Annotated in this window: 11 protein-coding genes and 1 tRNA gene; 7 read left to right on the top strand and 5 right to left on the bottom strand. The window is 67.0% G+C overall.

Features of this window, described 5'->3' with window-relative positions:
- Positions 1-84: 84 nt before the first annotated feature.
- From OWR29_RS26950 to OWR29_RS26935, 4 genes are all read left to right on the top strand, one after another.
- On the top strand, positions 85-1,728 hold the full coding sequence (locus OWR29_RS26950) for an SdrD B-like domain-containing protein (protein WP_267566042.1): 1,644 nt from the start codon (positions 85-87) through the stop codon (positions 1,726-1,728).
- Positions 1,729-1,778: 50 nt separating this feature from the next.
- The gene (locus OWR29_RS26945) at positions 1,779-2,345 is read left to right on the top strand and encodes a hypothetical protein (RefSeq protein WP_267566041.1); all 567 of its coding nucleotides are present in this window, start codon (positions 1,779-1,781) and stop codon (positions 2,343-2,345) included.
- A gap of 127 nt (positions 2,346-2,472) precedes the next feature.
- A complete protein-coding gene (locus OWR29_RS26940; RefSeq protein WP_267566040.1) occupies positions 2,473-3,447 on the top strand; it encodes a hypothetical protein in 975 nt (324 codons plus the stop codon).
- Between the two features lie 56 nt (positions 3,448-3,503).
- Positions 3,504-5,123, top strand: coding sequence for a hypothetical protein (locus OWR29_RS26935; RefSeq protein ID WP_267566039.1), 1,620 nt, complete (start codon positions 3,504-3,506; stop codon positions 5,121-5,123).
- A gap of 84 nt (positions 5,124-5,207) precedes the next feature.
- Here OWR29_RS26935 and OWR29_RS26930 read toward each other — a convergent pair whose 3' ends face one another.
- The 4 genes from OWR29_RS26930 to OWR29_RS26915 form a co-directional block, all read right to left on the bottom strand.
- On the bottom strand, positions 5,208-6,191 hold the full coding sequence (locus tag OWR29_RS26930) for a hypothetical protein (RefSeq protein ID WP_267566038.1): 984 nt from the start codon (positions 6,189-6,191) through the stop codon (positions 5,208-5,210).
- Position 6,192: 1 nt separating this feature from the next.
- The gene (locus OWR29_RS26925) at positions 6,193-6,705 is read right to left on the bottom strand and encodes a SigE family RNA polymerase sigma factor (protein ID WP_267566037.1); all 513 of its coding nucleotides are present in this window, start codon (positions 6,703-6,705) and stop codon (positions 6,193-6,195) included.
- A gap of 143 nt (positions 6,706-6,848) precedes the next feature.
- Positions 6,849-6,938 (bottom strand) — tRNA-Arg (locus OWR29_RS26920).
- 945 nt (positions 6,939-7,883) lie between these two features.
- Positions 7,884-8,096 carry a hypothetical protein gene (locus tag OWR29_RS26915; RefSeq protein ID WP_267566036.1) on the bottom strand — a complete coding sequence of 71 codons (213 nt, stop codon included), beginning with the start codon at positions 8,094-8,096 and terminating at the stop codon, positions 7,884-7,886.
- Positions 8,097-8,582: 486 nt separating this feature from the next.
- Here OWR29_RS26915 and OWR29_RS26910 point away from each other — a divergent pair, with 486 nt between their 5' ends.
- Complete coding sequence (locus OWR29_RS26910; protein ID WP_267566075.1) at positions 8,583-11,147, top strand: 5'-methylthioadenosine/S-adenosylhomocysteine nucleosidase family protein; 2,565 nt, start codon at positions 8,583-8,585, stop codon at positions 11,145-11,147.
- Positions 11,148-11,227: 80 nt separating this feature from the next.
- Here the strand turns inward: OWR29_RS26910 and OWR29_RS26905 are convergent, their stop codons facing one another.
- Positions 11,228-12,202, bottom strand: a complete 975-nt coding sequence (locus OWR29_RS26905; protein WP_267566035.1) for a hypothetical protein — start codon at positions 12,200-12,202, stop codon at positions 11,228-11,230.
- A 385-nt stretch (positions 12,203-12,587) separates the two neighbouring features.
- On the opposite strand from OWR29_RS26905, the gene OWR29_RS26900 reads away from it, so the two are divergent.
- Positions 12,588-13,742 carry a hypothetical protein gene (locus OWR29_RS26900; RefSeq protein ID WP_267566034.1) on the top strand — a complete coding sequence of 385 codons (1,155 nt, stop codon included), beginning with the start codon at positions 12,588-12,590 and terminating at the stop codon, positions 13,740-13,742.
- Between the two features lie 124 nt (positions 13,743-13,866).
- The gene (locus OWR29_RS26895; RefSeq protein ID WP_267566033.1) at positions 13,867-15,282 is read left to right on the top strand and encodes a tyrosine-type recombinase/integrase; all 1,416 of its coding nucleotides are present in this window, start codon (positions 13,867-13,869) and stop codon (positions 15,280-15,282) included.
- The last annotated feature ends 61 nt before the right edge of the window (positions 15,283-15,343 follow it).

Raw genomic sequence — 15,343 nt, 5'->3', positions numbered from 1 at the left:
ACGCTCCCGGCGCATCGGGTGTCGCCGATGGACGGTGGCTCCGGAGAGTCGGGGGATCACGTGTCGTTCCTGCGTTCCTTGTCCATGCCTTCCGCGCTTCTGGCCGGCCTGACCGGCGCGTTCCTGGTCACCGGTCCCGCGTCAGCGGCCGCCGACACCGCCAACGTGGTCGTCGAGGTTCAGGCGCAGCGCAACATCCTGCCGGCGGGCGGCTGGTCCAGCATCGACGTGCTGATCCGCAACGACGGGGCACTTCCGGCGGCCGGGGTGAGCGTGACCCTGACGCTGCCCGCGGGCCTGAGGGTGTCCGGTTCGGAAAGCACCAGCGACTGGGAATGCGACTGGGGTTCCCCGGTCATGACGTGCACCCACATCGGCGACTTCGCGCCGGGCGAGTCGAAGCGGGCCATTGCTCGTACGGTCGGCGTCGAGGGTATATCGGCGGGCTCCACGCTCGTGGTCGGCGCGACCGCCACGACCACAACGCCGGAGAGCTCGACCTCCGACAATGCGGCGACCAAGGCGATCCGTGTCGTCGCGACCGGGGAACTGCGGGGCGCCGTCTTCAACGACCTCAACGCCGACGGAATCCGGCAGGCGGGCGAGCCGGCCGCAACCGACGTGGGGCTGTCGATCCGCTCGCAGGACGACGAGGACGGCTACGGCTTCTCGAACTCCTGCAACGGCACGTACCGGTACGACGTACCGACCAAGCGTTATCAGATCTCGAGCACGCTGATCCGGAACAACTGGCGCTTCACGAAGCCGAATGTCGGCAGCGACGCCACCGACTCCGACCTGCGGATGATCTCGGAGACGCAGTACGAGCAGAACGGCGAGAGCCCGGTGTTCGTGGTGACCGCGGCGACGCCAACCGTCGTCGACCTGGGCGTCGTCGCGGCCTACCGCCCGACCGGCATCGTTCCTTCGTCCGGCGTACGGGGAACGACCCCCACGGTGAAGCTGACCGGCGACGCGTTCAGCACCAGCCTCGAGGTCAAGCTCACCCGGGCCGGCGCCGACCCGATCGCCGGCACGATCACGACCGTCGCCGCCGACCGCAAGACGATGGACGTCACGTTCCCGCTGGCCACGGCCGCGACCGGGGCGTGGACGCTCACCATCGACCGGCTGTACGGCCCGCACGCCGAGGTGGCGAACGCGTTCACGATCACCACGCCTCAGCTGAAGGCGACCAAGAAGCCGGTCATCTCCGGCACCGTCGCCGTGGGGTCCCCTCTCAAGACCACGCCCGGCACGTGGACTCCGGCCGCGACGAGCTACCGCTACCAGTGGCTGGCGAACGGCGCCGCGATCAAGGGAGCGACAAGCGCGTCGCTGACCGTTCCGGCGTCGGCGGCCGGCAAGCGGCTGACAGTCCAGGTGACGGCGGTGCGGGCCGGTTACTCCAACGGGGTTGCGGTGTCGCCGGCGACGGCAGTCACCGCCAAGGGCAAGGCCGCCAAGGCGACCAAGAAGCCGGCGATTTCCGGTACGGCGAAGGTCGGCCAGACGCTGACGGCGAGCACGGGCTCGTGGTCGCCGAAGCCGACGTCGTACTGGTACGAGTGGCGAGTGAACGGGAAGCTGGTGCGCAGCTCGTCCGCGCGCACGCTGAAGATCAGCTCGGCCTGGCGCAACAAGACGGTCACCGTGACGGTGGTCGCCAAGCGGACCGGCTACTACGACGGCCGTTCCACCAGCGCGGCCGTGAAGATCACCAAGTAGTCGGATCCGCTCTTTGGTGGTTCTTTGGCGGTGCCGCTGATCCTTTCGATGTGAGCCGATATCGCAAGTCAGCCACCGCCACCGCTCTTCTGCTCGGCGCCGCGACGCTGTCGGGATGCGCAGCCGTCGAGCCGACCGCCTCGGACAACGTCGTCCGCAGTGCCGCTGTCACTCCCTCCGACGCTGTTGCCGCCCCGGATGTCACCGTGCCGGTGTCCCCGGTTCCTGCCACCACTGTCACCGTCACGACGTCGCCGTCGGCGAAGAAGCCGGCCAAGCGCGGCCCGCGGATCGTCTACCTGCGCATCGCCCAGAAGCCCAAATGCGCCGAGGGCACGGCCGTCTTCCGCGCCGACCCCGTCCCCCTGATCATCGAATGGAAGATCACCGGCGCCACCGGCGGAGCCCTGTCGGTCGACGATCCGACCAACACCCCAGGCACGTACGGGCCGGTGGAGCTCAAGGGCTCGCAGGAGTTCGTGTTCTCGTGCAACGGCGAGGTGGGCAGCAAGGAAACCCACACGTATGCGCTCTACACGGTCGGCAACGGGAAGGTCCGGTCCAAGACCATCACAGCTTCGGCCACGGTCCTCGACAAGGGTCTCGGCGCCAACTAGCGCTCAGGGTCCGGCCGCAGTCCTTGACCAGCCGGTCCACCCCGACCAGCCGGACAGAGGACTGTGGCCGACGCCTGAGGTCGATAGGGTTCCCGCGCTTTGACTTGATCATCGGGGGAGCCACCGCATGAAACACCTGATCCGCGCGCTGAGCGCCGTCGCCGTCACCGCCGCCACGATCGCGCTGCCGTCGACCGCGCAAGCCGCCGCCGCCGAGCCGGAGCCGCAGCTCGTGGCGCTGACCAACGCGAGCGCGGGCGACCTGCAGACGTACCGCCCGTTCCAGAAAGGCCAGACGCTGGCCGTGGCGGCCGGCATCGCGAACGTCGGCGCCACACCCGTACGCGGGGTCGTCGTCGACCTCTACGTCTCGGGCGAGATGGAGCTGCCGCGCGACTGGACCAACTGCGAGTACTACGGCGACGACATCGTCAACGGCGCCTGGTGCGAGTTCGACACCGACCTGCAGGCGGCCACGAGCTACCTGCTGGCGCCCCTGACCATCGCCGGCAAGGCCGACGCGAGCCGCATCAAGTACCCGCACACGCTCAACTTCAGCTGGTACCCGAAGTCGTACGCCGCCGAGAACGGTGGCATCAGCGGCCTGGCCCGCAACGCCGCCTCCCAGGAGGGCCGCGAGCCGGTCCGGGGCACCAAGACGCCGCTGACCCTGCAGAAGGCGAATCTGCCTCTTCCGACCGGCGAGGGCAGCAACAACCCGCGCGGCTCGGTCGGTTTCTACTTCGTTCTCCGTACGCCCACCCCGACCAGCACGTCGCCGACGCCCCCGCCGCCGGGCAGCCCGATGCCGACCGTGCCCTCCGACGCGCCGGAGCCCACCGAGACGGTCACCACCGAGCCGACGCCGACCCCCACGTCCGCGACTCCCTCCACCCCGACGACCACCGCGCCGCCGACAACCGAGCCGACGGCCGGCCCCGCCGCTCCGGCCGACCCGGCCGACGGCGAGGGCGGTGGCGGCGGCCTCGCGCTCACCGGCTCGAACACGGCGCTGGTGGCCGGCGGCGGCTTGGTGCTCCTGCTGGCCGGCGCGGGCGGTTTCCTGGTCGCCCGTCGCCGCCGGACTAAGTTCGTGGCCTGAAGCGCTTCCCGCCGGACGGGGCAGCGCAAAGATCGATAACGATGTAAAAGATTCTCATGAATCTGCGTTTCACCCGCGGGCTCCTCCGCGGTGCCCTGGTGCTGGCGTTCGCGGCCGTCACGACCGCGACCGGCGCCACCGCGGCTCAGGCCGCCGCTCCCCGCCTCTCCCTCACCGCCCTCGCCTTCGAACAACCGACTGTCGACGCCTCGGCCGGCACGGCCATCGACAACCTCACCTGGACGATCAAGAACACTGACCCGGACGCCGAGAATCTCTTCGGCTCCGTCACGTTCCGGATGCGCAGCAGCGTCACCGGCGCGTATGTCGGGCACGAGAAGACGGTGCAGTTCAGCTACGGCGACACCTGCTGCAACGGCGCGAGCTGGGTTTCCGGTACGCCGCAGGAGTCCACGTACGAATACAGCCTCGGCGTTCCGCGCTGGGCCGACGCCACCACTACGACGTGGGAGGTCACCAACGTCTCGGCGACCACCAACGGCCTCACGCTCTCGGTCGGCCGGGCCAAGCTGGCCGACTTCGCGTCGACCGTCACGGCAACGACCAGCATCGACAGCAGCGGCCCCAGCGTCGAGACGCTGACGCTTCAGCGGCCGTCACCGCCGTACCTCTACGTCGGCGACGGTTCGCGCGAGGTCACGTACGACTTCGGCGTGCAGGATGCGCAGTCCGGCTTCTGGAAGGGCACCCTGAAGCTGGCCGGCCCGGGTGGGCAGAGCGTCAGCACGCCATTCACCTGGGAGTACGAGGAATACAGCACCGGCACGCGCTGTGGTTCCGTCTCCGGCGGCGACCTCTGGTACATGTCGTGCAACATCTCCGTGACCCTTCCGGCGGGCGCCGCCGCGGGCAGCTGGCGGCTGGCGCAGATGGTCGTCTTCAACAATGTGGGCGGCCGATCCACGTTCAAGAACCCGCAGTCGTCCCCGTTCACCGTCACCTCGAACGCCGTCGTCAGCGCGAGCAACTTCGCGATCAGCCCGGCCGAGGCCGACAACTGGCGCGAGGACGTCGAGGGCGAGGTGACCTTCGACGTGGCCGGGCTGCGCAAGGGCCTGTCGTCGGTCAACCTGGAGTTCGGCCCCTACGGCCGCTGCCGGCAGGACGGCCCCGCATCGCTCTCGGGCAGCACGGTCACCGCTGAGTTCGTGATGTTCGAGCGCTCCACCGACTGCACCGTCACCGGCTTGGCCATCGTCGACGGCGCCGGCGCGGTTGCCGTGTACGGCAGCGACTACGGCGCCCCCGATCCGAAGCTGACGGTACGCCGCAAGCCGAACACCACGCCGCCGTCGATCACCGGCGCCACCCTCGACCCGTCGGTTGTCGCGCTGAGCCAGATCGGTGACCGCGCGCTCCACCTCGAAATCAAGGCCAAGGTCCAGACCGCGCCGATCAACCAGTATTCGGTACGCGTCTACAACGCCGAGGGCGACACCGTCTACCAGGTGTTCGGGGGGACGGGCCAGCAGTCGGACGGAACCGTCGACAGCTACATCTACCTGTCGCCGTGGGAAGTCCAGCCCGGCACCTACACCGTCGGTTTCCGGCTGACCGACGAGAGCGGCCTGTCCACCAGCTGGGACCTGCCGGACTACCCCAACTCCCAGCCGGTCCCCGGCGGCCCGGTGACCCTCACCGTCACGGCCGACTGACGGCACGAGAAGTACCCGGCCATGATCGCCGGGCAGCAGAGGGGCCGAGCCGCGTACTGCGACTCGGCCCTTCTTCGGTGGTGATCAGAACTTTCCGGCGGCGACGTCGGCGAGCGTCACCCGGGTGACCGTGTAGGTGACGGTGACGAAGGTGTTGGTGTACTTGAGGGGCATGCCGCTCCCGGCGTCGACGACCACGCTTTCCGGGCTGTCGACGGCCGGGGCACCGGCGGTCAGAGTGAGGACCTTCCGCCCGTCGAGAGTGCCCTCCTTGATGGCGATTTCCGGCATCTGGTCCAGCAGCCGCAGCACACCGGCCCGGACGGCCGGATCGCCGGCGCCGTCGCGCAGCGCGTCGACCGACGTGTTCCACACCCAGTTGTCGGTGTAGTTGCCCGGAACCGCCTTGGTGCCCGACATCTTCGCCTTGATCTTGGCCCCCTCCGAGAGCGGCTTGACGGCGCCCGGAGCCTCGATGGGCACCGGGTTGTCGCCGGTGTAGAAGGCACGGGCCATCCGCTTACGGGCCTCGTTCAGGTCGCCCTTGGCCGCCAGCTTCGCCGCGGCGACCGCCCGCTTGCGGCCGGCCTCGTCCGCCTTGTCCATCTGCGACCGGCCCTTCGCGACCCGGGCCGGGAGTCCGGCGCGGGTCGTGGCGAAGAAGTAGTCGCCGTTGTCGGCGTGCAGGTCCCAGACGTCGATCTTCTTGCCGTCGGTGTAGGCCTGGCTGCGCGAGATCAGCGTGGCGTCGCCCTCGGTCTGCTTGAGCGTGGTGAGGTGGCCGACCAGACGCACCACCGGAGGCTGCTCGGCGGTCGCGGACGAGCCCGGGGCGGCGAGGTTCGGCGCCGGCGACCGGGCCGGGACGCCGGTGCCACCAGCGGCGAGAGCCACTGCCGTGACCGCAGCGGCGGCAAACGTACCGCCGGCCGCGGCGCGCCAGGCGATCCGCCGACGGCTGATCTTCTTGCCCCGGTCCAGGATCTTGTCGACCTCCGGCGAGTACGACAGGTCGGAGCGGAAGCTTTGCAGCGCCGTGGTGAGGCGATCCTCGGTGTCGTGGGACATATCAGTACTCTTCCTTCAGAACGGACTTCAGCTTGATCAATGCGCGGCTCGTCTGGCTCTTGACGGTGCCCTCGCTGCACCCGAGGGTCGTGGCGGTTTCCCGCTCGCTCAGGCCCTCGAGGAATCGCAGGACGACGGTGGCCCGCTGTCGCGCCGGCAGCGACTGCAACGCGTGCAGCAGCTCGGCCCGGTTCACGACGCCGTCGGCCATGTCGGCGACCGCCGGCTCCGGCACCCGGCCGCCCGACTCCACGGCGTACTTCCGGTTCTTCCGCCAGCCGCGCCGCGACTCGTTGATCAGGATGCGGCGGACATACGCGGACGGACTGTCGGCCCGCTGGACCTTGCGCCAGTTGCTGTAGGCCTTGGCCAAAGCCTCCTGAACAAGGTCGTCAGCCAGGAACCGGTCCCCGCACAGCAGATAAGCGGTGCGGTACAGCGAATCGGCGATGCCCTGAACGAAGACGCGGAACTCGTGCTCCGCGCCGTGCGTCCCGGCCGCTCGATGGCTCATAACGGTGGTCACAACCGGTAAGACCCACGTGCCGGGGAAGACGTTGTCACCGACCCGAAAACTTTTCCGGTGAACCACGCTGAATCCGGAAACGAAAGAGGCCCTGAGCGACGCTTTCGCGACTCAGGGCCTCTGCCTTGCTGTGCGCCCGAAGGGACTCGAACCCCTAACCTTCTGATCCGTAGTCAGATGACTAGTGGTCATTAGTACAGTCCGTTACACTCTTCTGGCGCATTCGATGCGAAGGTGTTTGGGCAGTTCAGAGCGTGTTTTCGTTTCCGCAGGTCGCGGCCGAGTCCATGAAGAGGCTCCTACCGGGGTCGTTAGCGCCCGATCGGCCGTGCTGATTCAGCCGCGGTAGTACTGGAATGGTCGCCAACATCCGATCACCCACGGATCACCCGCGGAAGCCATCACCCTGCGTAAAGCCAGTGCCCCTGACGCCGGTCAGGGCGTTATGCACCGGCCGGGCGGCCTGGCTGCCGCACACGCGGCCGGCCAAGCCGCAGCACAGGATCACCGCCGGGTCACCACACCCGTCGCTACCCGGCCCGACGGCGGTCGAAGGCATCTGCCTCGTAGGCTGGAACAGCATCTGCCACCGAGGATCACCAGACCCGACGCCGTGTGCCGCCCGCCAGCGTGCATATGAGTGTTCGTCCCTGACGGTGGTCGCCTTCGATCGATGGATCTTGCACCGCAGTGGTAGACGAACGCCACGCGCCGGACCCTCGTCGCAGTGCCCGGCGCTGCTGCCGTAGCGGTGACAACTAGCAGACCGCCGCGCTCCCGGCCTGGTCGCGTTTCCTGCCTGGCCGACTGCACGAACGATCGCGTGATCACGCCCAACGTTCAAGTTCAGGACCGACCGCATTCTTGGTCGAAAACATCTGATCGCGCGGCTTCTCTCGGGGCTGAGACTCACCCGTGGGAGTTTGGGCAGTTCGGAAGCGTATTGCTGGTGCGCGACACCTGTTCCGCGGAGGCGCCGTCGCAGAACAGATGTCGCGCGCATGGCTTGTCAACGGTGGGCTGTTCTGCGGCGTGATCTAGACGGGCCGACTTCTTTTGGGACCTCCTGGAGAGAGTCAGCAGCCCGGTCGCGCTGGAATGTTCGGGGCTCTCTGAACAGTAGGAACCGCAAGGTCCGGTCCGCGTCTCGCCGTTGATCAATATGCTCAGATCCTGTTGCCTTCCTGACTGCGAAGAGGACTGCCGAGCTGTAGGCGCTGGCGACGGCAAACAGTCCGACGCCGAGGGCCAGGCTCCCGCTCGGCGAGCAGCCGGTAGCCCATCGAGATGAGAATGAACGCCCCGAAGACCCAGAACGCGTGGGGGCCGGGCAGCTGGGCGAGGATCTTGTTGAAGACCTCGGCGTTGAAGTCGGTCATGCCATCGGATCTCGCGAACCACGGAATCCGTCTAGTCTTCCGCCAAGATTTTTCCGCGACGCCCGAATCCCCGTGCCAAGGCGACCGCCGACCTCTCGGCGAGACTCTAGCCGATCTGGTCAAACCGGGCTGCTTGGGCAGCGACTCGTGTGGCCGGCAGAGGACGATTGGCTGATTGGGAACGACTCCTGGGTGCTCTCGTTGGTCTCCTGTTCGCTCGCCGTGCGGCCGTCGCGCCGGGTCTCCAACTGGAGCTGGACAAGTCCGAGCATGTCGATCAACCAGCCCGGGCCGCCGGTGACTCCGCGTGCGCGAAGAAGTAGATCGAGCTCGTTGCTGGCGGGGGGCTCATGTGGGCGCGGAGTGGTGTTGTTGCGGAATGCCTCTTTTGGGTGCCGCCTCGAAGTGGCTGAGAGCTGGGTAGATGACGAGCCCGGACCTGGCCGTTCGGCGGAGTTCGCGTTGGCGGACAATCGCATCGTGACGATGCCCGAGCCGGTCAACAAGGACCAGCAGCTCGCCCTGACGGTGATCTGGGACTTCCTGGTACGCGAGGGCCGCTGGCCCACGTTCCACGCGCTCGATCAGCGGCTTAACCGAGAGCACGAGCTCGACGCGGCACAGTTGCTCCCGCGGGTGCCGTCTGGCCTGCTCTACGGCGTCGCCCACGGGACCAACGTGTTCATCGGTACCGATACCCGAATCGGGCTGACGGTCGCCGGCGCCGCAGCGACAGAGAGGGCACAGCGCGAGCTTGACCTGTTCCTTGATGTCGTGCGCCACGCGGTCAAACTGGAGCGCGATTTCGACCCGCCAGCCGATAACCCTCATCTACGGCCGGTCCTTACCTCAACCGACGCAGCAGAGCTTCTCGGCCTCACATCGGCGCAGGACCGGTATCTGCTGAATCGACTAGGTGCGCTCCTTGTAACGGAGCAGTGGGGATCCACTGGCTTCGGGGGTATCGGCTCCCCCTCCTGGCAGGCCACTATCGGCCGGGACGTCCGCCGTTTCCGACGGGTCGAGAATCTGGACACCTACTGGGAGCTGCGTGCGAAGTTCTGGGAGCCCGACCCCCGACCGGCAGTCCCCAGCCCGGCGCAGGCAGCACCGGCGATACAGGGATCAGGTGGCGTGATCGCTCCAGGGTTTGGCCTTGCCCCTCCGGCAGATCGTGAGACGCACGCCGACAGCGCTGACCAATCCAGACGAACCGGGAACGGCGTCGATGTGCTGGTCATCGCGGCCCTGCTGGAGGAATTCGAAACGGCTCGCGACGTCGCTCTAGCCGTCGACCCAGACGGTCCTGGCGTAGCCCGGTGGGAGCAGCGAAGCCAGGACGGATGGCCGTACCTGTGGGGCGAGTATCGCGTCGCTGGTGAAACCCGGTTCACCGTGGCACTGGCCAGGCCGACCCAGATGGGCGGCCGCGTGACGGGCACGTTCGCCGCCACGATCGCCGACCGGCTACGCCCGCTGGCGCTGGCCATGTCCGGGGTATGCGCCGGTAGTCCTGAGGAAACGGCCCTAGGCGACGTCGTAGTCGGCGAGCCGGTCTTCGAGTGGGATGAAGGCAAACGCTCACCATCGGGCTTCCAAGGCGATCACCGCCAACTATCGATGGATGTCCGGTGGTTGCGTGCTGCGCAGGAGTTCGACCCCACCGGTTTACCCAGCTACGGCGAAGCCACCGAGGACGAGGCATTGCTGTGGGTTCTGGAGCAGCTGTACAGGGAGCAGCAGCCACGCAACCATCCCGCGCTCAAACGCTACTTTCCTAGCGGGACCTGGAAGCCGCGCCTGGACCGTCTCGAGAACGACGGCTACATCGTGCGTGACACGGCAGGCAGGCCAACACTGACCACCGCCGGGTCCGATCGTGTACTGCAGCGGCTCTATGAGGACATCGACGGCCCGCAGCAACTACCGTTCCGAGTCATGGCCGCCCCCATGGCCAGCGGCAGCTCGGTCATCTCCGACCCTAAGCAATGGGCTGATTTGAAGGCGATGGGTGTCCGGAAGATCACCGCGATCGAGATGGAAGGCGCAACGATCGCGACCATCGCCCACGATCGACGCCTGCCCTGGCTGGTCGCCAAGGGCGTCATGGATCACGCAGACACCAAGAAGGACGACCGTTACAAGCAGTTCGCCGCCCGCGCCTCGGCGCAGGTGATGTTCGCCCTGCTCGCCGAGCTGGTGATCGGCGAGGCCGCAGCGCCCGACGTGATCGACTCCGCCGAGCCTCCGCCCTTGCCGGCCCCCCTCAGCGGTGCCGGCCACGCGCCGGTGCGCGTCGCCCCGCCCACTGCGGCGGAGATCAGGTCGCTGCTGGATAATCTCGCCGCCACCGATCCCACGCCCGACACCGCCGAACGGCAGAACGGCCGTCTTTTCCTCATAGTTCACCCGGCGGGTACAGCCGTGGACGCGCTCGCCGAGGTCAGCAGCATGTCCGCGACCGGTGAGCTGGACACTGCCATCCAGCGCGCGATCGCCGCACGCGGTGGATCGTCGTTCTCGCCTGATCTCGGTAGAGGGGTGTGGCGGCGCCGCAGCAGCGGCATGGTCAGCGAAAGCGGGGTGCGCGAGGACGGCTCGGTCCGGGAGGACTCGCTGCTGGCCGTGAAGGTCGCGGAGAACGGTCAGATCGGGGTGATCTGCGGCCGTGCGAGCGCGATGGCACCACCAAGGTGGCGGCGGCTCGGGGACACAACTGTGCCCGACATGCACCGGGTGATCCTGCCAGCCTTGGTGATCGGCCTGGTGGACGGCGCGCTGCGGCTAGCCGGTGACCTCGCGCATCGCTACGCAGGCTACGACGGCCCATGGGGCATCGGCCTACGCCTCACCGGCATTCGAGGTGCAATTGCCTACGACCACTTGGAGAACGGCGATGAGGACACGATGCCGCCGTACGACGACGACACCTACGAACGGATCCTCACTGCGCAAACCGCTGAGCTGCTCACCACGCCGGACGCCATCACCGGCCAACTGGCCGGAGCCTTACTCCGCGGTTTAAGCATCGAGAATCGATACCTGCCGTAGCGGAAAGTCTGAACCACACCCTCAGGCAGCGACGGACGGTCTCCCGTCAAGGCAACGCGCGTCGCCATGACGGTTCAGCCTTACCGGGCTTCTTCACCGAGGGCAAGCAGCTCACCGGCAACCAGATATGTGTGAATGGCGCAGAGCTCGGCTTCCGGCACACCAACCTCGGCGTGCACACCTTTGTTAGCGAGCTTGTCAATCGCGTTAAATCGTTCGATCAAGCCTCCCAACGCTGCGTTTACCGTCTCGGCTGTGGTGTCGCTCGAAGTGTGAGTCTTCACGTACTCGTACACACGGTTGCGATACGCGGCATCGTTGAGTGCATTTCCTGCGTCCGTTTTAGCACCCGGGACGCCAGGAAGCACGTGGTCGGCGACCGCCTTAAGGATGCGCCGACACGTGGTGATCGCCTGTGAGAGCTCCTCGGCAACCGGCGCGGCGGGGTCGTTGGTTGCTGCTCGCAGTCGCCGGTACACGGCAGAAAACTGATCAAGCAGAACCGGAGCGCCCTGCGCCAGCATGGAATCGACTTGAGAGCGGAAGCGCTCAAAGATGCGCTCGTTGACGTTGGCGTAGGTCAGTTGCCGTTCCCACGCGCACAGGGCAACAAAAACGGAGTGCTTCACCCTTTCCTTGACATCTCGCATGAGTTGCCTACTGAACGCCGCGTCGTAGTTCGGTACCTCTTCTGGGAACATGTGAATGAGACTTTCCACGTTGCCCAGGCTGTGAGCAGCCATCATCCCCTTCTGAGGGCCTGACGGGATCGTTCGCGAGGCCAGGTAGCGGGTCATGGCTCCCTCGGCCGGCCCGTCCGGATCACCCCACAATGATGGGTCTTCCATCAAACGCCTCGTGTCCTCCGCATTGGCAGGCGGGTGGCCGCCGGTCGACTTGAGCTCCATGCCGAGATAGACAGCGAACTCGGTCTCGCCCAATAACGAGGCAATCCTGGCCGCCCGCCGGGCCGAGACATCGATCGGCCGATCGTCGATCTCGTCCAGGGCACGCTGGACAAGCGTCAGCACGTAGTCATTGCCCATATTCGCCACGGGTGGACCATACCGGCGTGCCGTACGACATGCTGTCGAACTGGTTTGGACCCTGGCTGTCAGCCGTGGCGTATCTTGCTGATAGCGAGATGGCGAACGAGCCCGAGGGGCGAACAGGTCGATACGCCGACGCTCGCTGACCAGTAACGCAGGTGGTGCCTACGGTCGACAGAGGTACCTTCATCGAATGGCTAGGTATGCCTCCAGGCCCGGGTTCTGGTCTTCGCCTGAGGCGTGGCCCTACCAGGTTCTGCGGCGCCGAAGACGTGCCCGGCGGCTGGACCTCGAAGGCGAACCTGAGCAGAAGGGTCGCCGCGGCACAGCGACGGAGTCGTCGTATCGCCGCCAGATAGCCGATCAGCTTCGCCGCATGAAGCAGAGGGCAATGACCGGGTACGTCGCTCTCGACTTGGAGTTCTGCTCTGCCCGGAAAACACCGGCGGCGATCCATCACATGACGAAGTGGACTCTCGACGTCTTGGGCGAGACACAGCGCCGGAACGATCCGAGGCTTCGTCACGAGCCCTGCCTCTACCGCGATGATCGGCAGATCAAGCTGCTGCACGTCACCCTCCGCCAAGACTGGCCGGGCCCGGACAGTCCAGGCTACGAGCCCAGGGCAGGCTTACGCGTCTTCGCCCAGCCCCTACGCGACGCGCTTGAAGATATCCGGGTGATGCGGGATCTGCGATCCCGTCGTGACGTCGGTGACTTCGCGCTCGACGAACTGATGGATGAGGACGACTACTCCGAAGTCGAACAGTTTGAGGAGTGGGACACCCACCTTCCTCCGCCAAGTGAGGATACGGTTCAAAACCGTATCAACGACTTCTTCGCCAGGTGGGGTGCCTTCCGGAACGCGGAGAACGCACAAAAGTCAGCTTTGATCTCTATGGACCGGCTCGTAGACCTCGCTCTGTCGATCGGCACGCGCAAGATCGCTACGCGGTCATCGACACAGAGTCCAGCTTCGGCGAACGCTCGTGAGCTTGAGGAGGTCAAGGACCAGCACGCTGCGACTCACTGGGGCAACGTCCTGCGGTCTCCGTTTTCGATCTCCTTGCCGCCATTGCCGCAAACCGGTGCTGAGCGGGAGACGTTCAAAGCGCGGGTGGAGACGGCTCTTACCGAGTACCACCGCCGGTGGCTGCGGTGGGAGTTCATGCTTGTGCCGCTGAAGGTCACGCTGGTCGTCATCCCTCCGGCGCAGGGGAAGGACCTCGATAACTTGGTTCTCGACGTCCTGCCGGCGGTACACAGAGCCTTCCGTCCGCACATCGAGCCGTGGCTGTTCGCGCCGATCCCAGCGAACTCAGCGGATCTGGAGGCGAATCGCGCCAAGGCAGTGAAGAGGCTGAAATCCCTTAACGGTGACAGCGTGACCGCCTTTCAAGTCATCGAGCTTCGGCGTTCGTCGGACGATCCGGCCGCTGGGATGCTTCGGCTTGTCCTTGGGTTGGGACACGGGTACGACCACGCTGCGCAAAGCCTCTGGCAGCGCAACGACGGCAAACTCTGGAACATCGATCTGACGCCTTGAGCGTGACGCGTCGGATACCGACGCCATCCCGGCTGGCAAATCCCGTGTACCTCTCCCGGGTGAACCCTTCAAGAGAGCCGCAGGCGTCATGCTCGATTGACGAGCGCGACGGCGGAGGACAGCGATGGCCAGCACGAGCAGGACCTTCAAGCGATGCGGATGCCGTAACCAGGAGGGCAAACGCCTCGAGCAGATTTGTCCCCATCTACCCGAGCGGGGGCACGGCTCCTGGTACTTCCAATGCTCGGCGCCGAATCTGTTCGGCCGCTCCGAGCGGATCCGCCGCGGCGGGTTCGCATCGCAGGCCGCCGCCCGACACGCCCGGGAAGCCTGCCTGGCCGACACCGGCGCCCGCCGTAGCGGTGACGGCTGGACCGTGGAACGGTGGCTGCGGCACTGGCTCGACACCCGGACCGGGATCCGGCCGACCACCCGGCTGGCCTACGCCCGCGACGTGGAGCTGGTCCTCATTCCCCGCCTCGGCACCTACCGGCTCAGCGAGCTCGACGGGTCACTGCTGCGGGTCGTGTTCGCGGAAATCGCCCAGACCGTCAACGCCAAGGGCCTTCCCCAGTCTGCGTCAGCGCTCAACCACCTACGCACCACCCTGCGGGCAGCGTTGAACCTCGCCGTGCGGGAAGAACTGATCGAGTCCAACCCGGCCCGGCACATCGAGATCGCGGGCTACCGCAAACCGCACGCCCAGGTCTGGACCGACGGGCGGGTCGAGCAGTGGAAGCTGACCGGCGAGCACCCGCCGGTCGCGGTGTGGACCGCCCAGCAGCTCTCCACCTTCCTGGGCGGGGTGGTCGAGGACTCGCTGTTCGCGTTCTGGTGGCTCGCCGCCCTGCGCGGGCTCCGCCGCGGCGAGCTCTGCGGCCTGCGCTGGGCGGCCGTCGACCTCGACCGCGGGCTGCTGTTCGTCGAGCGGCAGCGCACCACCGCCGGCCACGAGGTCGTCGAGGGCGACCCGAAGACCGCCGCCGGCCGGCGGGCCGTCGCCCTGGACAAACACACCGTGGCGATCCTGCGCGAGCACCGCCGCCGGCAACTCCAGCGCCGCGACCGCCGGCACGCCACTAAAGCCCAGTGGAACGACTCCGGATATGTATTCACTCGCAAGGACGGCCAGCCGATCAACCCGAACTACGCCACCACCCGGTTCCGCAAACTCACCGACCGGGCCGGGCTGCCCCCGGTGCGGCTACACGACCTGCGGCACGGCGCCGCGTCGCTCGCCCACGAGGCCGGCGCCGACCTCAAGACCCTGCAGGACCTGCTCGGGCACTCCAGCATCGTGGTCACCGCCGACACCTACACCAGCGTCCTGCCCGACGCGCAACGCCGCTGCGCCGACGCCACCGCCGCCCTGGTGCTGGCCGCCGACCGCCACACACGCCAACGGATCAAACAGAAAGCGGCGAAGAACCGGCCGACGGGGCGCGCCGAAAAACAAACCACCCCAGCGGATAAGCCCGGTCAGAAGAGCCGACGTCGCAGGTCACGAGCCCGTAAACACCCGTATCGTCGCGGAAAGTGACGACACCCATGTGCCACCCACACGCCACCCAACCTCCACAAAGGGCTGGAAACACGAAAGG

Source organism: Paractinoplanes pyxinae (assembly GCF_026626335.1).
Classification (GTDB): Bacteria; Actinomycetota; Actinomycetes; order Mycobacteriales; family Micromonosporaceae; genus Actinoplanes; species Actinoplanes pyxinae.
This window is presented reverse-complemented; position numbering and strand designations above follow the sequence as displayed.